Origin of the sequence: Streptococcus oralis ATCC 49296, assembly GCF_000185265.1 — a bacterium.
Taxonomy (GTDB): Bacteria; Bacillota; Bacilli; order Lactobacillales; family Streptococcaceae; genus Streptococcus; species Streptococcus oralis_BC.
In genome coordinates this window covers 293,170-312,299 of sequence record NZ_GL622183.1, presented here as the reverse complement: position 1 = coordinate 312,299, position 19,130 = coordinate 293,170, and the positions used below count along the sequence as shown (strand labels likewise).

Annotated in this window: 21 protein-coding genes, 5 tRNA genes and 1 pseudogene; 22 read left to right on the top strand and 5 right to left on the bottom strand. The window is 39.0% G+C overall.

Annotated features, from left to right (window positions below):
• The first annotated feature begins 7 nt into the window (after positions 1 to 7).
• The 5 genes from HMPREF8578_RS03830 to HMPREF8578_RS03810 all read left to right on the top strand — a co-directional run bounded on the left by HMPREF8578_RS03830 (position 8) and on the right by HMPREF8578_RS03810 (position 435).
• Positions 8 to 88: transfer RNA gene (locus tag HMPREF8578_RS03830), tRNA-Tyr, on the top strand.
• Between the two features lie 11 nt (positions 89 to 99).
• Positions 100 to 170: transfer RNA gene (locus tag HMPREF8578_RS03825), tRNA-Trp, on the top strand.
• 14 nt (positions 171 to 184) lie between these two features.
• A tRNA-His gene (locus HMPREF8578_RS03820) sits at positions 185 to 257 on the top strand.
• 13 nt (positions 258 to 270) lie between these two features.
• A tRNA-Gln gene (locus HMPREF8578_RS03815) sits at positions 271 to 342 on the top strand.
• Positions 343 to 351: 9 nt separating this feature from the next.
• A tRNA-Leu gene (locus HMPREF8578_RS03810) sits at positions 352 to 435 on the top strand.
• A 71-nt stretch (positions 436 to 506) separates the two neighbouring features.
• On the opposite strand, the pseudogene HMPREF8578_RS03805 reads toward HMPREF8578_RS03810, so the two are convergent.
• Positions 507 to 758, bottom strand: a pseudogene (locus HMPREF8578_RS03805) (tyrosine-type recombinase/integrase); the annotation flags it as partial.
• A 138-nt stretch (positions 759 to 896) separates the two neighbouring features.
• On the opposite strand from HMPREF8578_RS03805, the gene HMPREF8578_RS03800 reads away from it, so the two are divergent.
• The 7 genes from HMPREF8578_RS03800 to HMPREF8578_RS03770 all read left to right on the top strand — a co-directional run bounded on the left by HMPREF8578_RS03800 (position 897) and on the right by HMPREF8578_RS03770 (position 8,979).
• Positions 897 to 1,586: a hypothetical protein gene (locus HMPREF8578_RS03800; RefSeq protein WP_025168804.1), complete on the top strand. Its 690-nt coding sequence runs from the start codon at positions 897 to 899 to the stop codon at positions 1,584 to 1,586.
• A complete protein-coding gene (locus tag HMPREF8578_RS03795; RefSeq protein ID WP_000691671.1) occupies positions 1,583 to 2,392 on the top strand; it encodes an Nmad3 family putative nucleotide modification protein in 810 nt (269 codons plus the stop codon). Before HMPREF8578_RS03800 ends, HMPREF8578_RS03795 begins: the two co-directional genes overlap by 4 nt.
• Positions 2,393 to 2,799: 407 nt before the next feature.
• Positions 2,800 to 4,077, top strand: coding sequence for a glutamate--cysteine ligase family protein (locus tag HMPREF8578_RS03790; protein WP_000091655.1), 1,278 nt, complete (start codon positions 2,800 to 2,802; stop codon positions 4,075 to 4,077).
• A gap of 75 nt (positions 4,078 to 4,152) precedes the next feature.
• Positions 4,153 to 5,637, top strand: coding sequence for a threonine synthase (thrC, locus tag HMPREF8578_RS03785; RefSeq protein WP_000177137.1), 1,485 nt, complete (start codon positions 4,153 to 4,155; stop codon positions 5,635 to 5,637).
• 60 nt (positions 5,638 to 5,697) lie between these two features.
• Positions 5,698 to 6,978 (top strand): MATE family efflux transporter, encoded by a 1,281-nt coding sequence (locus HMPREF8578_RS03780; protein WP_000473980.1) that lies wholly within the window; start codon positions 5,698 to 5,700, stop codon positions 6,976 to 6,978.
• Positions 6,979 to 6,981: 3 nt separating this feature from the next.
• Entirely contained in the window at positions 6,982 to 7,593 is a 612-nt protein-coding gene (locus HMPREF8578_RS03775) for an HAD family hydrolase (RefSeq protein WP_001169119.1), read from the top strand.
• Between the two features lie 174 nt (positions 7,594 to 7,767).
• The gene (locus tag HMPREF8578_RS03770; protein ID WP_000746003.1) at positions 7,768 to 8,979 is read left to right on the top strand and encodes a LysM peptidoglycan-binding domain-containing protein; all 1,212 of its coding nucleotides are present in this window, start codon (positions 7,768 to 7,770) and stop codon (positions 8,977 to 8,979) included.
• Positions 8,980 to 9,159: 180 nt separating this feature from the next.
• On the opposite strand, the gene HMPREF8578_RS03765 is transcribed toward HMPREF8578_RS03770, so the two are convergent.
• The 4 genes from HMPREF8578_RS03765 to HMPREF8578_RS03750 all read right to left on the bottom strand — a co-directional run bounded on the left by HMPREF8578_RS03765 (position 9,160) and on the right by HMPREF8578_RS03750 (position 12,973).
• Positions 9,160 to 10,017, bottom strand: coding sequence for a DUF975 family protein (locus tag HMPREF8578_RS03765; RefSeq protein ID WP_000876916.1), 858 nt, complete (start codon positions 10,015 to 10,017; stop codon positions 9,160 to 9,162).
• A gap of 106 nt (positions 10,018 to 10,123) precedes the next feature.
• On the bottom strand, positions 10,124 to 11,269 hold the full coding sequence (locus tag HMPREF8578_RS03760; protein ID WP_000592965.1) for a site-specific integrase: 1,146 nt from the start codon (positions 11,267 to 11,269) through the stop codon (positions 10,124 to 10,126).
• Between the two features lie 159 nt (positions 11,270 to 11,428).
• On the bottom strand, positions 11,429 to 12,202 hold the full coding sequence (locus HMPREF8578_RS03755; RefSeq protein WP_000108310.1) for a hypothetical protein: 774 nt from the start codon (positions 12,200 to 12,202) through the stop codon (positions 11,429 to 11,431).
• A gap of 15 nt (positions 12,203 to 12,217) precedes the next feature.
• Entirely contained in the window at positions 12,218 to 12,973 is a 756-nt protein-coding gene (locus tag HMPREF8578_RS03750; protein WP_000069477.1) for a LexA family transcriptional regulator, read from the bottom strand.
• Between the two features lie 174 nt (positions 12,974 to 13,147).
• On the opposite strand from HMPREF8578_RS03750, the gene HMPREF8578_RS03745 reads away from it, so the two are divergent.
• The 10 genes from HMPREF8578_RS03745 to HMPREF8578_RS03700 all read left to right on the top strand — a co-directional run bounded on the left by HMPREF8578_RS03745 (position 13,148) and on the right by HMPREF8578_RS03700 (position 19,070).
• Positions 13,148 to 13,354: a helix-turn-helix transcriptional regulator gene (locus tag HMPREF8578_RS03745; RefSeq protein ID WP_001125552.1), complete on the top strand. Its 207-nt coding sequence runs from the start codon at positions 13,148 to 13,150 to the stop codon at positions 13,352 to 13,354.
• A 127-nt stretch (positions 13,355 to 13,481) separates the two neighbouring features.
• Positions 13,482 to 13,772 carry a hypothetical protein gene (locus HMPREF8578_RS03740; protein WP_000398532.1) on the top strand — a complete coding sequence of 97 codons (291 nt, stop codon included), beginning with the start codon at positions 13,482 to 13,484 and terminating at the stop codon, positions 13,770 to 13,772.
• Between the two features lie 10 nt (positions 13,773 to 13,782).
• A complete protein-coding gene (locus tag HMPREF8578_RS03735) occupies positions 13,783 to 14,211 on the top strand; it encodes a hypothetical protein (RefSeq protein WP_000138809.1) in 429 nt (142 codons plus the stop codon).
• Entirely contained in the window at positions 14,208 to 14,546 is a 339-nt protein-coding gene (locus HMPREF8578_RS03730) for a hypothetical protein (RefSeq protein WP_000218783.1), read from the top strand. The genes HMPREF8578_RS03735 and HMPREF8578_RS03730 overlap by 4 nt, the downstream gene beginning before the upstream one ends.
• Positions 14,543 to 15,877 (top strand): replicative DNA helicase, encoded by a 1,335-nt coding sequence (gene dnaB, locus HMPREF8578_RS03725; RefSeq protein ID WP_001287688.1) that lies wholly within the window; start codon positions 14,543 to 14,545, stop codon positions 15,875 to 15,877. The genes HMPREF8578_RS03730 and dnaB overlap by 4 nt, the downstream gene beginning before the upstream one ends.
• Complete coding sequence (locus HMPREF8578_RS03720) at positions 15,878 to 16,555, top strand: GIY-YIG nuclease family protein (protein WP_000024690.1); 678 nt, start codon at positions 15,878 to 15,880, stop codon at positions 16,553 to 16,555.
• 17 nt (positions 16,556 to 16,572) lie between these two features.
• Positions 16,573 to 17,337 carry a conserved phage C-terminal domain-containing protein gene (locus HMPREF8578_RS03715; protein WP_000592629.1) on the top strand — a complete coding sequence of 255 codons (765 nt, stop codon included), beginning with the start codon at positions 16,573 to 16,575 and terminating at the stop codon, positions 17,335 to 17,337.
• On the top strand, positions 17,338 to 18,159 hold the full coding sequence (locus tag HMPREF8578_RS03710) for an ATP-binding protein (protein ID WP_000808619.1): 822 nt from the start codon (positions 17,338 to 17,340) through the stop codon (positions 18,157 to 18,159).
• Positions 18,159 to 18,833 (top strand): DNA methyltransferase, encoded by a 675-nt coding sequence (locus HMPREF8578_RS03705; protein WP_001206576.1) that lies wholly within the window; start codon positions 18,159 to 18,161, stop codon positions 18,831 to 18,833. Before HMPREF8578_RS03710 ends, HMPREF8578_RS03705 begins: the two co-directional genes overlap by 1 nt.
• A gap of 9 nt (positions 18,834 to 18,842) precedes the next feature.
• Positions 18,843 to 19,070: a hypothetical protein gene (locus tag HMPREF8578_RS03700; RefSeq protein ID WP_000933620.1), complete on the top strand. Its 228-nt coding sequence runs from the start codon at positions 18,843 to 18,845 to the stop codon at positions 19,068 to 19,070.
• Positions 19,071 to 19,130 lie beyond the last annotated feature (60 nt).

The following is a 19,130-nucleotide window of genomic DNA, read 5'->3' as shown; positions in this document are numbered from 1 at the left end:
ATAACTTGGAAGGGTAGCGAAGAGGCTAAACGCGGCGGACTGTAAATCCGCTCCTTCGGGTTCGGGGGTTCGAATCCCTCCCCTTCCATTACTTTAGTTACGGGCATAGTTTAAAGGTAGAACTAAGGTCTCCAAAACCTTCAGTGTGGGTTCAATTCCTACTGCCCGTGTTAATATGATTATGGCGGGTGTGGTGAAGTGGTTAACACACCAGATTGTGGCTCTGGCATGCGTGGGTTCGATCCCCATCACTCGCCTATTTTATATTATTGGGGTATAGCCAAGCGGTAAGGCAAGGGACTTTGACTCCCTCATGCGTTGGTTCGAATCCAGCTACCCCAGTTACTATTTGCCGGCGTGGCGGAATTGGCAGACGCGCTGGACTCAAAATCCAGTGTCCGCAAGGACGTGCCGGTTCGACCCCGGCCGCCGGTATAGTAATAAAGACAAGGTTTTCGGACCTTGTTTTTTTTATCAGTTTTTGTTGAGTTACCAATTTTTCCATTTTAAAATAAATCATCAAGTTTATTAGCCAATGTTTTCTGTTTGCTAGGGTACAAATGAGAATAAGTATCAATTGTTGTTGTAATAGATGCGTGTCCTAATCTTTCTTTGACAACAAGATAATCCTCTCCTTGATTTATAAGTAATGATGTATGAGAGTGTCTCAAATCATGTATTCTTATTTTCTTTAAATCTTTATCCCTTTCTAGTATTTGCTTAAACTTCTTATCAATCATATTTTTTGTAATTGTTATTCCTTGAGGTTATCCGAACGTTAAACTATCTTCGGCATGTATTTACAAAAGAGTATAATCCCTTTCATCAACAGAGCATTTTTGATATACTATATTTAATTAGAATACAAAAACTTTTGGAGAGAAGGAGGTAAAAGAGTGGACAAACAAACCATTTTTTACTGCTATAGAATGACTCATGATTATGGTATCAATCCTTGTGTTTTTACAGAAAATTATGATACAACTCCCCATCTTCTTACCGAAGGAGGGTGTATGCTTCAGTTAAGAAGAAATATCAAAAAGAACTGGGCTGATAAAATAAACTCTAAGTCTGTAGATGCTTACATAATGGCTGTAGCAGGGCATTCAAACGATGGGAAACAATGGAGAGATGAGCAAGGAATGTTTATCACTCCAAAATATAATCATCTAATTTTTGTTGCTAAAATTAGTGAAATTTTAACAATGAAAGAATATTTATTATCTCCAAAATCTAATAATAGAAGAGATGCTTATACTTATCAATGGCTGATTGAAAAGAATGGATTAAACCAATCAAGTTTTATGAATGAAGTAGTGATTCTTGCAGACCGTTTTAATTATTTTGGTAAGTCTCCACTCAAAATTCCTAAAGAAATTTTAGATTTTTTCCCGATGGGAGAACGAGCAAGAATGAATGGGAAACCATTCCCAAGATGGAATGCCAAAAATGGATTTTATAATTCTGAAGAGAGATTTACTGATGTATTAGAATTAACGGAATTTGCTGAGACTATACTTGGTTCACAAAACAAAGTAATGGATTTGCCTTACCATCCCTTTTTTATACGAGGAAAAGAATTTTGAAAATAATTTTATCAAGAAAAGGATTTGATTCATCTAATGGTGGTATCCCGAGTCCTATACTACCTGATGGAACACTGCTTTCATTGCCAATACCTGCTAAATATGACACTATATCTTTTGACGATTTAAACTATGATGGAGTATTATTTTCAGATATATTAAAACAATTAAAAGGGAAGGAAGATAAAACAAATCATTTTAATTGTCATCTTGACCCGGACATAAGAGAAAATATTAGGAATAATTCTGTTTCTGATTGGAGACCAGCATTTGGCCAAATTAAAAGTTCTCAGGGAATATTACGAAATCACAATGTTTCTATTGGTGACCTTTTTCTATTTTTTGGATGGTTTAGACAAACTGAAGGGGATATTTATAATGGAACATTGTGTTTTAAGAAAGATGCTCCTGATTTAAATATCATTTATGGTTATTTGCAAATTGGTGACATGACGAATGATAAAGAATGTTTGCAGAAGATGTATCCTTTTCATCCTCATTCTTTAGAACATATGAGTAGTTTGAAATCTAATATGCTATATATACCAAGTGAAAACTTATCGTTTTTACCTCAAAAAAAAGGCTATGGTACTTTTAATTTTCATGATGGGAGAGTATTAACAATGAGTGGTAAATCAAGAAGCATCTGGAAAGAATTACCGGTGCTTATGCCCGATAATATAAATGGTAATCATAAAAATTCTGCTAAAGATGATGGCATAAAGTATTCTGGTATATGGCAAGAAAAAGTTTTACTAGAAAATGAATTATCTTCTACTTGGGCAAAAGAGTTGTTTTTGTTTTAATAATCTAAAAAATTGATTTTTTATATAGGAGAAGACACAATGTTACATTAACTGTGGAAAAGGTATGAAGTGTTACCTAAAAGTTACTGAAATTTGAAAAAAGAGTCTATTTTGCAAGATTCAAACCTCCTAAAATCCTATTAAATCAAGATTGTAGGGTTCAAAAATTGTAGGAATTGAACTCAAAATCCAGTGTCCGCAAGGACGTGCCGGTTCGACCCCGGCCGCCGGTATAGTAATAAAGACAAGGTTTTCGGACCTTGTTTTTTGTTTTGGTAAAGATTTTGATTAAGTACAGATATCTGATGAATGATCTTTTTCTTCTTATTCTAGTCATTTTTAGTGTATTTTTGGTATAATATTACTTATTCACAATTTATTTTGATTATGAAAGAGTTTGGTGATTAATGTCTCGGTCTGTTGAATTACTGAAGAAACGTTACTTAAAGAATATAAAAGAGAACCCAAATTTATTTATTGGGATTGAGTTAGAATATCCTATTGTAAATTTAGAGGGTAAGGCTACAGATGGTGAAGTTGTTAAGGATCTCTTTCGGTATTTACCATCAGTACTGGGCTTTACTATCGAAAAAGTGGATGATTTTGGGAATCCAATTCAGTTGCTTGATCCAGTCAGCCAAGATACGATCTTATTTGAGGTTGCTTATACGACAATTGAGTTTGCATTCGGAAAGGCCGAATCTATCCAAGAGGTAGAAGAACGCTTTGATTTCTATATGGCTACGATTCAGAATAAGTTGGGTGAAGCTAATCATGCTATTGTTGGCTGCGGCATTCATCCCAACTGGGAGAAGAATGAGAATTGTCCAGTGCCTTATCCCCGCTATCAGATGTTGATGGATTACTTGAACTTAAGTAGAAGTAAGACTAGTAGAGGTTTACATCATTTCCCTGAGTATGGTGCCTTTATCTGTGGAAGTCAGGTTCAACTAGACGTTTCAAGGTCCAACTACCTGCGTGTTATCAATGCTTTTACTCAAATTGAAGCTGCCAAAGCTTATTTGTTTGCCAATTCTGAGTTTTCAGGGGCAGATTGGGATACCAAAATTTCGAGAGATATTTTTTGGGAAGAATCCATGCATGGTATCTATCCAGAGAATGTTGGTGTCAATACTAGACTATTTAAAGATGAGGATGATTTTTTTGACTATTTAAATCATTCTGCGATTTTTACTGCGGAGCGTGATGGGCAGACCTATTATTTTTATCCGATTCAGGCTAGGGACTATTTGGCTACACCTGAAATCCAAGCATTTACCCTTAATGGGGATGAGGTGTTAATTCATCCTCAGGAGGAAGATTTCCAAACTCATCGTAGTTACCAGTACCAAGACTTAACGACTCGAGGGACAGTTGAGTTTCGTAGTGTGTGTACTCAGCCGCTTGATAGGACTTTTGCTTCTGCAGCCTTTCATTTGGGCTTGTTGGTTCATTTAGACAAACTTGAAGCTTACTTGCGAACTGCTCCATTTTTTACCACAGCTGGTCGTGATTATAAGCTTTTAAGACGACAATTTTCTAAGAAAAAACTTACAGATGAAGAAGAAGCTGCGGTTCTCGAGTTTTCTAAAGACTTACTCACCCTCGCTGAGGAGGGGCTGGAGAAAAGAGATAAGCAAGAAATGGTTTATTTAGAGCCTTTGAAGAAAGAATTGGGATTATAATTTCTCTTATAAAGGGAGAATTTTCTGAAAAATCATGATATAATGGAAGAGACTATAGATAAAGGATAGAGATTCATGACATTAGTTTATCAATCAACGCGTGATGCCAATAATACAGTAACTGCCAGCCAAGCTATTTTGCAAGGTTTGGCGACGGATGGTGGTCTGTTTACACCACTTACTTATCCAAAGGTGGATTTGGACTTTGAAACATTAAAAGATGCTTCTTACCAAGAAGTGGCCAAATTAGTTTTATCAGCCTTTTTAGATGACTTTACGGCTGAGGAGTTGGACTACTGTATCAACAATGCCTACGATAGCAAGTTTGATACTCCAGCTATTGCGCCATTGGTGAAACTGGATGGGCAATACAACTTGGAATTGTTCCATGGTTCAACGATTGCCTTTAAGGATATGGCCTTGTCTATCTTGCCATACTTTATGACGACAGCCGCTAAAAAGCATGGTTTGGAGAACAAGATTGTCATTTTGACAGCGACATCTGGTGATACTGGAAAAGCTGCTATGGCAGGGTTTGCGGATGTGCCTGGAACTGAGATTATCGTCTTTTATCCAAAGGATGGTGTCAGCAAGGTACAAGAGTTGCAAATGACTACTCAGACTGGCGACAATACTCATGTTATCGCTATTGATGGAAACTTTGATGATGCACAAACAAACGTGAAGCACATGTTCAACGATGTGGAACTTCGTGAAAAATTGGCTGCCAATAAACTGCAATTTTCATCAGCTAACTCTATGAACATTGGTCGTTTGGTACCACAGATTGTTTATTATGTTTATGCCTACGCTCAGTTGGTCAAGACTGGTGAGATTGTGGCTGGTGATAAGGTCAACTTCACAGTACCAACAGGAAACTTTGGAAATATCTTGGCTGCCTTTTATGCTAAACAAATCGGTCTGCCAGTTGGTAAATTGATCTGTGCTTCAAATGACAATAATGTTTTAACTGACTTCTTCAAGACACGTGTTTATGATAAGAAACGTGAGTTTAAAGTAACAACTAGTCCATCTATGGATATCTTGGTATCTTCAAACTTGGAGCGTTTGATTTTCCATCTTTTGGGGAATGATGCGGTTAAGACAGCTGAACTCATGAATGCCTTGAGTACACAAGGACAATATGAATTGACAGACTTTGATGCAACGATTCTGGAACTCTTTGCAGCTGAATATGCGACTGAGGAAGAAACTGCGGCAGAAATTAAACGTGTTTATGATACAGATGTCTACATCGAGGATCCACATACGGCGGTTGCCTCAGCTGTTTATAGAAAATACCAAGCGGCTACTGGCGATGCGACTAAGACAGTGATTGCTTCAACAGCTAGTCCATACAAGTTCCCAGTGGTTGCCGTAGAAGCGGTAACAGGAAAAGCAGGCTTAACTGACTTTGAAGCCTTGGCTCAATTACATGACATTTCAGGAGTGGCAGTGCCACCAGCGGTTGATGGCCTTGAAACAGCTCCGGTTCGTCATAAAACAACAGTGGCAGCTGCTGACATGCAAGCAGCGGTGGAGGCTTATCTAGGACTTTAAGACAGAGGGAGTAAACTCGGTTGGGAAACCAACTGAGTTTCTTTTCATCAGGAGGAGAGATTGTTTAAGAAAAATAAAGACATTCTTAATATTGCATTGCCAGCTATGGGTGAAAACTTTTTGCAGATGCTCATGGGAATGGTGGACAGTTACTTGGTCGCTCACTTGGGCTTAATCGCCATTTCAGGTGTTTCAGTGGCTGGCAATATTATCACCATTTACCAGGCGATTTTTATCGCTCTGGGAGCTGCTATTTCCAGCGTTATTTCAAAAAGTTTGGGGCAGAAAGATCAGTCCAAGTTGGCTTATCACGTGACAGAGGCTCTCAAGATAACCCTATTGCTGAGTGCACTTTTAGGCGCTTTATCCATCTTTGCTGGGCAAGAGATGATAGGGCTCTTGGGAACTGAGCAGGCTGTGGCTGAGAGTGGTGGGCTCTACCTATCTTTGGTGGGTGGATCGATTGTTCTCTTGGGCTTGATGACGAGTCTAGGTGCCTTGATTCGTGCAACGCATAATCCGCGTCTACCCCTCTATGTGAGTCTGTTATCCAATGCCTTGAATATTCTTTTTTCAAGTCTAGCTATTTTTGTCCTTGATATGGGCATAGCGGGTGTTGCTTGGGGGACTATCTTGTCTCGCTTAGTCGGTCTTGTGATTTTGTGGTCACAATTAAAGCTGCCTTTTGAGAAACCGACTTTTGGTTTAGATAAGGAACTATTGACTTTGGCTTTGCCAGCGGCAGGAGAACGTCTCATGATGCGAGCTGGAGATGTAGTGATCATTGCCTTGGTTGTTTCTTTTGGGACGGAGGCAGTAGCGGGGAATGCAGTCGGAGAAGTCTTGACCCAGTTTAACTATATGCCTGCCTTTGGCGTCGCTACAGCGACGGTCATGCAGGTAGCTCGAGCAGTTGGAGAGGATAACTGGGAAAGAGTAGATGATTTGAGCAAGCAAACCTTTTGGCTTTCCCTGCTTCTTATGTTGCCCTTAACTCTCAGTATCTATGCCTTGGGGACACCATTGACTCATCTCTATACGACCGACCCTGTAGCGGTCGAAGCGAGCGTTTTGGTTGCACTGTTTTCTCTATTGGGGACTCCCATGACGATAGGAACAGTCATCTATACTGCAGTTTGGCAGGGTTTGGGGAATGCTCGCCTCCCCTTTTATGCAACAAGTATTGGGATGTGGTGTATCCGCATTGGAACAGGATATCTGATGGGTATTGTTCTTGGTTGGGGCTTGCCTGGTATTTGGGCAGGGACTCTCTTGGATAATGGTTTTCGCTGGTTATTTCTACGTTACCGTTACCAGCGTTATATGAGTTTGAAAGGATAGGAGATGCAAAAAATAGCCTTTATTTGGGATTTGGACGGGACTTTATTGGACTCTTACGAAGCGATTTTGTCAGGGATTGAGGAGACCTTTGCTCAGTTTTCTATTCCTTATGATAAGGAGAAAGTGAGAGAGTTTATCCTTAGGTATTCAGTGCAGGATTTGCTGGAGCAGGTGGCAGAAGAGAGAAACCTGGATGCGGAAGTGCTCAATCAGGTGCGTGCCCAAAGTCTGGCTGAGAAGAATACTCAGGTAGTTTTGATGCCAGGTGCGCGTGAAGTGCTAGCTTGGGCAGACCAAGCAGGGATTCAGCAGTTTGTCTATACTCATAAGGGAGACAATGCTTCTACCATTCTCAGAGACTTGGGGTTGGAATCCTATTTCAAAGAGATTTTAACCAGTCAGAGTGGCTTTGCGCGCAAGCCCAGTCCAGAAGCGGCGACCTATCTGCTAGACAAGTATGAGTTGGATCCTGAGAACACCTACTATATAGGAGACCGGACTTTGGATGTGGAATTTGCCAAGAATAGCGGTCTTCAAAGCATCAACTTTTTAGAGTCGTCTTATGAAGGGAATCACATGATTCAAGAGTTGGCAGATGTTCCTCATATTTCTTAGGATTGGGGACGAGAAGATTGTGTCAATTTTATGACAGAAACCTAACAAACTATTTCAAGTAATCGAGTTTGTTACAGGGAATAGACAGTTCTGTTAAATAGGCCCGAGAGGGCTTTTTTTCTGCTTTTTTTGTGTTATGATAGACAAGTACTCATTTGAAAGGAATATGAACGAATGAAGAAAAGAATTATTTTAGCCTCAACAGTAGCCTTGTCTCTTGCTCCCACATTAGGAGCTAAAGCTCAAGAAATCTCTTGGACAGCACGTAGCGTTGAGCAAATCCAAGATGACGTGACGAAAAACGAAAACAAAAACAGCTATACAGTTCAGTATGGAGATACCCTGAGCACGATTGCAGAAGCTTTGGGAGTAGATGTGACGGTTCTTGCTAATTTGAACAAAATCACCAATATGGACTTGATTTTCCCAGATACTGTCCTCACTACAACTGTCAATGAGGCAGAAGAGGTAACGGAAGTTGAAATCCAAGCTCCTCAAGCAGACGCTAGTGAAGAAGTGACGACTGCGACAGCTGATTTGACGACGAATCAAGTGACAGTCGATGAACAAACAGTTCAAGTAGAAGACCTTTCTCAACCAATTGAGGAAGCTCCAACTGCAACAGAGACGGAAAAACCAGCAGAAGTAACGTCAAGTTCAGAAGTTTCTGAGACAGCGACAGTTGCTGAAGAGACACCATCTACAGAAACACCTGTAGCTGAAGAAACAGCAGCAACGACTCCAGCGGAAGCACCAGTAGCAGCAACAACTCGCTCAGTTGAAGAAGAAGCTCCTCAAGCAGCGACTCCAGCTACCGAAGAAACGGCAGCAACAACTCCAGCAGAAGCCCCAGTAGCAGCTGCTCCAGCAACTGAAACACCTGCTGATACAACAGGATCAAGTGCAACAGAAGAAGCAGCATCAACAGCAACTTCTGACACTGCAACTTCGACTTATCAAGCAGAGCAAAGCCAAACTCCTTCAAGAACGTATTCAGCTCCAGCGGCTCCTGACTATGCAGGACTTGCTGTAGCTAAGTCTGAGAATGCTGGTCTTCAACCACAAACTGCAGCCTTTAAAGAAGAAGTAGCCAACTTGTTTGGGATTACATCCTTTAGTGGCTACCGTCCTGGTGACAGTGGGGACCATGGTAAAGGTTTGGCCATCGACTTCATGGTTCCAGTGAGTTCAGCACTTGGTGATCAAATCGCGGAATATGCAGTCAAAAATATGGCTAGCCGTGGTATCAACTATATCATCTGGAAACAACGTTTCTACGCTCCATATGATAGTAAATATGGACCAGCCTATACGTGGAATCCAATGCCAGACCGTGGTAGCGTAACCGAAAACCACTATGACCACGTTCACGTTTCAATGAACTAATCATTAAAATGGAAGTTGGGAACTGATTGGGTTCTCGCTTCTTTTTTGTGTGTCATTCCTTCAGGGTAAACAAGAAGATTCTTCTGAAGCAAGATGGACCTGCTATTTTGACTCTGCTGAGTATTTTGCTTTTTAAATAAGAAAACCAGCGTCCTGAACGACGCTGGTTTTTATATGCTCTTATCCATTTCGACGTTTACGGGCTAGTAGGGCTCTGTAAAAGAAGATGTGATTGTTCTGGATATAGGGAAGGAGTGAAAAGCTAGCAATTCCAAAGGTGATCCAGTTGAGGAAGTACCAAGGGAGTAGTTGTAGGTCGAGGACAAAGCGTTGAAACTTGTAACCCTTCATCAAGAAACGGCTAGTTTTCAGGATTTGGCTTGGTTTAGCCTGTCCTAAATCCAGAGTGTCGCAGAGGAGGAATTCTACCTGCGAGTAGGCATAATGTTGCGGAACGTAGAGGATGTTCCCTACAATCATCAAGATGAGGCTCGCGAAAAAGTAGAGGCCAAAGGTCATAAGGAACTGCTCCGTTTCAACTGATGAGAGGTCTAGTTTTGGAAATTCAGGATGTAAGGCGACAAATCTCCGAGCTAAGAGATTGCTATAAAAGAGAAAATAAACGCCTACTAAGTTTGGAATGCTCCATAAAAAGAGGTAGAAACGTTTGAGGAGCAGAGTTAGGAAGGTTTGCGAGAAGCGCTCTTCAGCAAAGAGAGCCAGGCTTGATTTTACTGAGAGTTCTGTATCAGGATCCTTGAGGAGTCGGAGTGTCTCAAAGGCAGCACCTGCTAGAAAAATCGTGCCCACAAAAGAAACCACTAGTGGGAAGAGATAGGCTTGGAGCACTTGTGCCAGCATGCTGAAAAAGGATTGCTCTAAAACACTTTCTTGGAGACGAGCCAAGGGGTTGAGAAAGCCTGATAAGATGACCAGTATGCTAGGTAAGAGATAGACGAGAAATAGGCGGGGATTTTCAGCCTGAAATTGCCTCGTCTGCAGACGAATGGTTTTTAAATCAATTTTTGGGTATTTCATTCTTTCATTATACCATAAATAGTACACAGCTTGCTAATCCTTTGAAACTAGTGGACTTCTAGCGTGTTAAGCAAAAGTGAATACGAGATTGAATACGACTTTACTTTTAGCTGGAGCGGATGAAATCCATGAACTGGTCAACGACTTCAACGCGTTGATTATCATTGATGTGGGTATACATATCAAGGGTGATTTGAACATTATTGTGACCGAGTCTATCTGAAATGATTTTCGCTGTAACACCAGCTTCAAAGAGGAGAGAAGCATGTGTATGCCTAAATCCGTGAGGCGAAATTTTTTTAAGATCTTTGTGTTTACAAAAGAATCTGCTAAGCTTCACTTTCATAGTTGCAGCCAAAAGCCATCCCCCACTATTATTCGTAAAAATATAATTCGAATCATGTTTGTAAGGCACACCAGCCTGGAAATATTCTTTTATTTGCTGTCGTTTCCAGAATTTCAAAACATTCAGAGTTTCATCATCTAAGGTGATAACCCTCTTACTCCTTTTGGTTTTAGGATCCTGAACAGTTTGTTTTTTGCCAATCACGACAGCCGTGCGAGAAATGCTTAACCGTTTATTTTCAAAGTCAACATCTGACCACATGAGGCCGATTGCTTCTCCAGTTCTCAATCCAGAAAAAGCGAGTAGGTGAAAAAAGGTATAGTCAACTGGCTTACAATTTGCTTTGTAAACTTTAAGGAACTCCGTTAGTTCCTGTTTTGTATAGTAGTTTTCTTTGCCCTTTAAGGGTTTATTTTTAGGCTTGATAATCTTGTCTAAGGGATTTGACTTAATGATGTCAAGAGAAGCGGCATACTTGAAAATACGGCTGATGACAGAGTAGTAATTAGCATATAGGATATAGCGATTACTTAACTTGATAGCAACCTTTTGACAATAAGCTACACTGATTTGCTGAATCTTCATATCTGTAAAATATGAGTCAATCATAACATTAAGTTTTTTCTTAACGTTCTGATATGTTGTTGGTTTTACAGTGCTTTTATAGCTATCAAGCCATAACTCAGCGACTTCAGCAAAAGTAGGGTTCTGGAAATCTTCATTGTTTGAAAAACCATTCTCTTCAACGTCTAAGAGAAGGTCACGTTCGGCAGCCTTGGCCTCTTTAATGGTTTTAAAACCACGGCGTGTTGTGCGTTTTTCTTTTCCAGTTGCAGGGTCTATGCCCAGGTATGTTTGAAAGAGATATCTAGTCTCTCCTTTTTTTGTAATGTATTTTTTTATCATAAAAAGTCCTTTCTTTTCGATTGCTTGCCCGCATAGTTGAAAAGGTGTAGAACTTATGATAAACTATAGTTGTATTTTTTTATCATCTTTTCCATTGTTTGCTAGATGGAAGATTGAAACCTCACACTCAAAGATGGTCGTCGAGAGTGTGGGGATTTTTTATTTTTTTAAGACTTTCAACTTAATTCGTATCTTGAATGAATCCTTAACTGTACGAAGTCTGCCATTATCCGGATTGATATCTTTATAATCACCCCCATAAATTTCAGCGTTTTTGATAACTTCATTATTTGAATCTGTTGTTAATCTTAATACTTTTCTATTTTTTGACTTGGTGACATAGCCTAAATGATAACCTCGAACCACAATTTTAACTGCATTAGGGTCAAATTTATTATCAAATTCAGGGATAAACTCTACATCTGGAATTTTAAAAGGCAAGTATTTATAAAATCTTCCTCCAAAAATTAATTCCTCTTTAATTTCTTTAGAAGTATATCCTAAATAAGGGATATCATCTGATTCTCTTATAAGTTCTTGACATAAATCTGAGAAAGCTTCTTGGCGATAAGATATTCCTTTCACTTTGAGAACAACATCATAAATAGTTCTCTCGTCAATCTCCTGTTTTTTTATTCTGTCTTCTATTTGAACAACCAATAGTTTATTCAGCTCTTCAATTTCATACTCTAGTTGATCAGTATTAGACTGCCTAGGGAAAATACCAATCAAAAAGAGAATGACTAAACTGCCGATAATAAAAGAGAAAATTGTTAGTAGTACATTTCCAACGATACCAAGCAGAAAAACAGAAATTAAAGTCAGTAAAACCAAAAAGGCTATTAAAGACCTTTGATTTTCCAGTTTACTAATTGTTTTTCTGTGTTCGTCTATTAGTACTTTGATTTCCTTTTCAGTAAGAGTAGTAGACATATAAGCACCTTGACCTTAATTTTCAGATGGCATGAAGTTTCCGACAATTTTTCCAATAATTCTAGGATCTTCTTCAAATGGTGCGAACTTATCTTTATATTTTGGATTAAGGGAGACTAAACGCAATCCATCAGGTTCACGATAAACCTTTTTAATATACGTTTGACCGTCCCAATCAACGGCATAAACCGCTCCGTCATAATCAAAACCAGTCTCTTTTATGAGGACAACCTCTCCGTTTTGGAACTTAGGTTCCATAGAGTCACCAAAAACCCAAGAGGCAAAATCATGATCTAAATCTTTATTATAAAAAACAGTATCATAGTTTCCGTCGTTAAAATAAGAGTAACCATTACCAGCCGCCAATTTTTCAAAAACACGGTATTCAAAAAGCTTTTCCTCAATTGTGATTACTTTATTATTTTGTTCTTTTAATTGTTCGTTAGCGTAGTTAAGAACCTTTTGTTTTCTCGGAGTTGATAACTTGACAACCTTTTCAGTAATTTTATGAACCAACGGGGATGTGGGAATTTTTAGCTCTTTTACTTCCTGGGCTTTATCCTCTATTAAGTCTGATTTATTAACTCCAAAATAGTCTGCAAGTAATTCGATTTTTCCTATCCGAGGATAAGTTATGCCTTTTAACCAATCTCTTACAGTAGTGTACTTCAATCCGAGATCAGAACAGAGCTTATTTCTATCAATCCCTCTGCTACTCATCAAATTTTCCAAGTTCGCAGAAAAAATTTCTTTACTTTTATTATTGCTCATTTTTATCACTCCTTCATATAGTATATATTACGGCAAAAACGCAAAAAAGTAAAGAAAAAAATAAAAAAATACGAAAAAAACGCAAAAAATACTTGACATTGCGGTTTAACCGCATTATAATATAATCATAGTTGAGTCAGTCAATTATAAAAAAACGATAGAAAGGACAGCAACATGCCAAAAATGACTCTTAAAACATTGCGAACGCTAAAGAACTGGCGACAAGTGGACGCAGCTAAGGCCCTTGATGTCTCTGCCGATACTTGGGGAAATTGGGAACGAGGTAAAACAGAGCCTACCGTGACGCAGGCTTATCAAATCGCTACTACTTTTGATGTGTCTATTGATGACATTATTTTTTTACACAACATTGCGGTTTAACCGCAATAGAAAATGAGCACTATGAACAACGCAAAAAAGCACCTGACGGAAATCAGGTACTTACTTAAACAATTTAAACTATTATATCACAAAGATGCTTGCCCGCATAGTTGAGAGGATGTAAAAAATGGAAGGTATAACGTTACAATTACGATTGGACGGCGAAAATGCTGAATTGTTCACGAATCAATTATTGGCTTTTGCTGAAAAGCAGGTCAAGGAGCAGCTAGAGAATGATCGTATGCCAATCAATCAACAAGCCTTGATGAAGAAGTTCGGCTTTACTCACGGCTATATTAAGAAGTTAGAACGAAAAGGATTAAGATTTCGTAAGCAAGGGAAAGATATTATGTACGATGTCAATGATGTTTATGAAATTTTGGAATTAGAAAAAGAAGTACGAAAATTAAGAGCGTAAGGAGAACAAAATGACAGAACCAACTTTATCAAGCCAATTGCTTGGCTTATTGACTATCTTTATCGTGGTCTTCATCCTGCTGCTACTTACATCCAAAGATGAAGAAAAGACTGAAGAAAAAAAAGCGATTATCATCGAAGAGTCTGAGAATTTTAGAGAAGTTGTACGAAGAAACTTGAAAAATAGCGATAGGAGATTCACATATGACACACAACCTCCTATAGGCCTCGCTTCATCGATTGAGGATGTACCACAAGTTTTTAGATCATGCATCGAAGACTATGACAGACTCGCTCAGGACTACCAGGAAGAAGCAAGTAACAATGATTTTCTAAGAAAGCAAAATGCAGGCCTCTTAGAAGAAAATGGGCGTTTGCTTTATCAGGAAATGACCATGGATTTTCGTCAGAATCCTAGAAAATGGAGGGCAAAGACATGACTGTTAGTCGTGATATGAGCGAGATGGAAATACGTGTGTTAAACATGATCATGAATTGCGCTACTTTCGATTTGCCCATTCAAGCGAGTGAAATCCGCTTAGAGACTGGACTCTCGAAGCGTAAGCTGGAGGAGATTATCGAAAGCTTGCGTGTTAATTTTAGACATCCTATAGTAGCTAAGAAAATGAAGCCAAACGGCTACTATTTGCCTCGTAGCGAGGAAGAGCGACAAGCTGGGCTTGCGCCTTATCGCAGACAAATCTTGACCGAGCAAAAGAACCTTGCTGCAGTGATGAATGTGGATTTGGAAAAGTATTGGGAGGATAGCGCATGAGTGAAGATTTTAGAATATTACCTCATGATCTAGTAGCTGAACAGTCGGTTCTTGGGGCAGTATTTATCGCACCTGACACCATCATTTCACTGGCAGATGAATTGACTCCTGATGATTTCTATAAGCCTGCTAACAAGATTGTTTTTAAAACAATGTTGTTATTACTTGAAAAAGGTGAGCCAATCGATGCTACGACTATGGTGTCTGCTCTTACTAATCAGGGAGATATTTCAAAAATCGGGGGCATAAACTACGTTGTCGAGTTGGTAAATTCCACACCAACTTCAAAAAACGTGGAGCACTATGCAAAGCTTGTAAAAGACAAGTCAACGCTCCGAAAAGTAATCGCTGACCTGTCTGATTCGCTCTCTAGCGCTTATCAAGGTGATGTATCGATTGGTGACATCATAGCAAAGACTGAAAAGTCTATGCTTGACATCAGCAATCAAAATACAGGCACAGGATTTCGTAATGTGGCTGATATCCTAGATACACATATGCAGATAGTCGAGACTCGCTCGCATACAGATGGATTCGTGACTGGTCTCTCTACTGGCTTTATCGGATTAGATAAGATAACAACAGGCCTTCATGAAGGGAATCTTATCATCCTTGCCGCTCGTCCAGCTATGGGTAAGACGGCATTGGCTCTTAATATCGCTAAGCATGTGGCTACAATGGAAAGAAAACCTGCCGTCATCTTCTCACTTGAAATGGGAGCAGAAGAACTGATCGAGCGTATGGTGGCATCAGAGGGCATGGTTCCAGCTTATCATCTAAAGACTGGGAACTTGAGCCCTGATGAATGGAGAAGACTTGTACAAGCACAAAATAATCTCTATGATGCGCCTATTTTCGTAGATGATACGGCTGGTATTCGGATTTCAGATATACGGTCAAAAGCTAGGAAATTGTCTCAAGAAATGGGTGGCCTAGGCACTATAGTCATAGACTACTTACAGTTGATTACTGGGTCCAAGGGGGAGAATCGTCAGCAGATTGTTTCAGAAATTTCAAGGGAATTGAAGATACTAGCTAAGGATTTGAAAGTACCTGTCATAGCCCTATCGCAGTTAAGCCGTACAGTTGAGCAGAGACAGGATAAGCGTCCGATGCTAGCAGATTTGAGAGAGTCAGGCTCGATCGAGCAAGATGCTGATATTGTAGCATTCTTGTATCGTGATGCCTACTACCAGAAGGAACAGGCAGATAGTCAAGAAGCGAACAACGTGACTGAGTTGATCATGGAAAAGAATCGGCATGGAAGTCTAGGGACAGTGAAGTTGTATTTTCACAAGGAATACACAAAATTTTCAAGTGTGGAGGAGTAGATGGCAAATTGGTTTGTGAGAATCAATCACAGAAAAGAAAACAAAGATAGTTACTACTCTCAACAAGTAGAACGAAGGCTCTACTTTGATTTAGAAACTAAGAAGGATGTTTTGACAAAAATCAAAGAAGATTATCCAGAATATTTTTCAGAAAAGATACCTCAAAGAACTTCGAAAGGAGAATTCTTTTTTGTCAATGTTTATGAATTGAGTGAAAACTGGGAAAATTTTTGGACCGAAAAAATTCCGTGTAAATTTTGTGGAGAAAATCCTGTCAATAGAATTGACATAAAGAACAATAATTATAGCGGTTATTATTTTTGTTGTTTAGAACATGAAGAACAATTTTATGCAAATAGGCTTGCTGAAGATGTCAGAACATATAGAAGTAACAGTGTAGTTGGTTTCATCTATAAAATCACCCATAAACAGACTGGTAAAGTCTATATCGGAAAAACTGTTAATCATCCTATTTTTCGTTGGTTTCAACACTTTAAAGCGCAATCAGGAAGTTATTTCCACGAAGTGATGAAAAAAAGCGACATCACAGACTGGACATACGAAGTTATCGACAAGTTAAAAGATGGTACAGAAAATGAATTACTGGCGTTAGAAAGTAAATACATAGCTGATTTTAAAGCAACAAATCCTGAATATGGATATAACACTAAAAATTAGAAGAAAGGAGTAGTGCAATGATTAAAAAAAGTGAAGTCACTGGCTTCTTATCGTTTTTCAAATTTCCAAAGCCATTCATCTATGATGAGAAATATAAGACATTGAGCAATAACGCTAAAATGCTCTATATGCTTCTTTTTGATAGGTTAGAACTATCTTTAAAAAATGGCTGGCATGATAAAGAAGGGAACGTTTTTCAGTATTACACCAATGAACAGTTGATGATTGACTTAAATTGCAATAGCAACAAGACGATTATCAAAATCAAAAAGGAATTGAAAGATGCTGGTCTAATGACGGAAGTCAGACAAGGTATGAACTTACCAAACCGCATTTATCTTGATGCTCTTAACGGAAGTGTAGAAAGTACATTTCAGGAAGTGCAAAAAGTACACCATGGAAGTGTAGAAAATACACTTTCGGAAGTGCAAAAAGTACACACAATCAAGACTGAGAATACTAAGACTGAGAATAACAATAATATATTGTCGATTTGTAAAGAAGTTATTTCTTATCTCAATTTGAAAGCTAAGAAGAATTTCAAGGTAAATACTGCTAGTCATCAAAAATTTATCAAAGCAAGGTTAAAAGAGGGATATGTCCTTGAAGATTTTAAAAAGGTTGTGGATATTATGGTCGCTAAGTGGAAAGGTACAGAGTATGAACAGTATCTTCAGCCTCAAACACTTTTTGGGAATAAGATGGACAACTATCTGAATCAACCTATGCCAAAACGATCTACAATTTTGACTAGTACTGTTGACGAAAGGCTAGGATTTTAAATGAAACAGTTTAAACAATTCAGAACCAGAACGGTTCTTGATGATGTCTGTGAAATCCATGGATGCCATCTTTGGTCTGTTAAAATTCCTATCAAGGGCAATGTTGAGGAAATCAGTCAATGTCCTGAGTGCGAGAAAGAGAACATTCGGCTCTTTGAAAAACAGTTGAATATGGAATCTGAGGTCAAGAGTAAGCTATCGGATACTTACGAGGTCTTTGAACGTGACAGTATCGTTTCAAGTAAGCTGGCCAGCAAGTCACTACACGATTATGAAATTCAAGTTGACATCGATGAAAATGCTATGAATTTCGTGAAGCGATTGGAACGTGGGTATGCTAGAGGTGAGACTGGAAATGCTATCATCACTGGCCCGTCTGGTGTTGGTAAGAGTCATCTGACCTATGGATTTGCTCGGTTTCTCAATGAACAATTTAAGTCTTATGACGAGCCGAAAAGCGTGCTCTTTGTGTCTGTTGTGGCTTTGTTTGATAAGATTCGTGAAAGTTTTGAGTTTGACAACGGCTTTTCAGAGGCTAAGATGGTCAAGCTACTGTCTGAGGTTGACTTTCTTTTCCTGGATGACCTTGGGAAAGAGAGTCGAAAGGCTGACACCAAGCGCAATGAGTGGGCTCATCAGATATTGTTCAAGATCCTGGATAATCGAACGAATACGATTATCAACACGAATCTGTCTAGTGAAGAAATTAAAGAGCTCTACTCGGATGATTTTGGGAATGGAGCTTTATCAAGTCGTATCTTTGAGGGAGCAACTGGAAAGTGCTTTGTGTATCCAGCTGGGATGAAGGATAGGAGGTATTGATGAGAGAGTTTTTTAACAACGATTGTATGGACATCATGAAACAATATCCTGATGATTACTTCGACCTAGCTATTGTTGATCCACCTTATTTTTCTGGACCAGAAAAAAGAGAATACTATGGTCGAAAAGTTAGTCCGATTGGTGTCAATAGACTGTATGGCAAAACCTCAGAGTGGCAAATTCCAAATAGAGATTATTTTGATGAACTTTTCAGGGTATCTAAAAATCAAATTATTTGGGGTGTGAACTACTTCGACTATTCTTTTGATTCTGGGCGTATCGTTTGGGACAAAGTTAATGGTCATTCAAGTTTTTCAGATTGTGAGATAGCATACTGCAGCTTACATGATAGTACACGGCTGTTTCGCTATATGTGGAATGGTATGATGCAAGGCAAGTCAATATCTGAAGGCCATATTCAGCAAGGAAATAAGGCATTGAATGAGGTTAGAATCCATCCGACACAAAAACCAGTCAACCTTTATCTTTGGTTATTGCGAAACTACGCAAAAGAAGGCGATAAAATACTCGATACTCACGTCGGTTCAGCAAGTAGCTTGATTGCTTGTCAGGAGTTGGGTTTTGACTACGTCGGATGCGAGCTTGACAAAAATATTTTCAACCTCGCTCAACAGAGACTTGATGCTTATGAGAAGCAGTTGAAGTTATTTTAGGAGGTATTGATGTTAAATCTTTACTTCGTCTACAACGGGCACTGCAAATTTTTTCTTGGAAGTTTTAACAATGTGGATGAACTTATCGAACGGATGAAAGACCATCAGTGGGCTTTCTCAGGTATTACCAGACCAAAATTCAAGAAGCACATTGGAAAAGACGATGTACGTTTTGATTATGGCGCGATAGATTGCTATTACTTAGCGATAAAATCAACGTGCCGCGAACCACGTTAAAAGCGAGCTAGAATATGCGTCAGACTTGGACGAATGGCGTATAAAGAATTTGCTAGCTCT

Bases quoted from the DNA above. Each gene is read 5' to 3' on its own strand.
- HMPREF8578_RS03715 (WP_000592629.1), top strand. From the start codon at position 16,573: ATGATTAAAAAAAGTGAAGTCACTGGCTTCTTATCGTTTTTCAAATTT.
- HMPREF8578_RS03760 (WP_000592965.1), bottom strand. From the start codon at position 11,269: ATGATAAAAAAATACATTACAAAAAAAGGAGAGACTAGATATCTCTTT.
- HMPREF8578_RS03750 (WP_000069477.1), bottom strand. From the start codon at position 12,973: ATGAGCAATAATAAAAGTAAAGAAATTTTTTCTGCGAACTTGGAAAAT.
- HMPREF8578_RS03710 (WP_000808619.1), top strand. From the start codon at position 17,338: ATGAAACAGTTTAAACAATTCAGAACCAGAACGGTTCTTGATGATGTC.
- HMPREF8578_RS03765 (WP_000876916.1), bottom strand. From the start codon at position 10,017: ATGAAATACCCAAAAATTGATTTAAAAACCATTCGTCTGCAGACGAGG.
- HMPREF8578_RS03735 (WP_000138809.1), top strand. From the start codon at position 13,783: ATGACAGAACCAACTTTATCAAGCCAATTGCTTGGCTTATTGACTATC.
- HMPREF8578_RS03705 (WP_001206576.1), top strand. From the start codon at position 18,159: ATGAGAGAGTTTTTTAACAACGATTGTATGGACATCATGAAACAATAT.
- HMPREF8578_RS03740 (WP_000398532.1), top strand. From the start codon at position 13,482: ATGGAAGGTATAACGTTACAATTACGATTGGACGGCGAAAATGCTGAA.
- HMPREF8578_RS03730 (WP_000218783.1), top strand. From the start codon at position 14,208: ATGACTGTTAGTCGTGATATGAGCGAGATGGAAATACGTGTGTTAAAC.
- HMPREF8578_RS03775 (WP_001169119.1), top strand. From the start codon at position 6,982: ATGCAAAAAATAGCCTTTATTTGGGATTTGGACGGGACTTTATTGGAC.
- HMPREF8578_RS03720 (WP_000024690.1), top strand. From the start codon at position 15,878: ATGGCAAATTGGTTTGTGAGAATCAATCACAGAAAAGAAAACAAAGAT.
- dnaB (WP_001287688.1), top strand. From the start codon at position 14,543: ATGAGTGAAGATTTTAGAATATTACCTCATGATCTAGTAGCTGAACAG.
- thrC (WP_000177137.1), top strand. From the start codon at position 4,153: ATGACATTAGTTTATCAATCAACGCGTGATGCCAATAATACAGTAACT.
- HMPREF8578_RS03745 (WP_001125552.1), top strand. From the start codon at position 13,148: ATGCCAAAAATGACTCTTAAAACATTGCGAACGCTAAAGAACTGGCGA.
- HMPREF8578_RS03755 (WP_000108310.1), bottom strand. From the start codon at position 12,202: ATGTCTACTACTCTTACTGAAAAGGAAATCAAAGTACTAATAGACGAA.
- HMPREF8578_RS03700 (WP_000933620.1), top strand. From the start codon at position 18,843: ATGTTAAATCTTTACTTCGTCTACAACGGGCACTGCAAATTTTTTCTT.
- HMPREF8578_RS03770 (WP_000746003.1), top strand. From the start codon at position 7,768: ATGAAGAAAAGAATTATTTTAGCCTCAACAGTAGCCTTGTCTCTTGCT.
- HMPREF8578_RS03790 (WP_000091655.1), top strand. From the start codon at position 2,800: ATGTCTCGGTCTGTTGAATTACTGAAGAAACGTTACTTAAAGAATATA.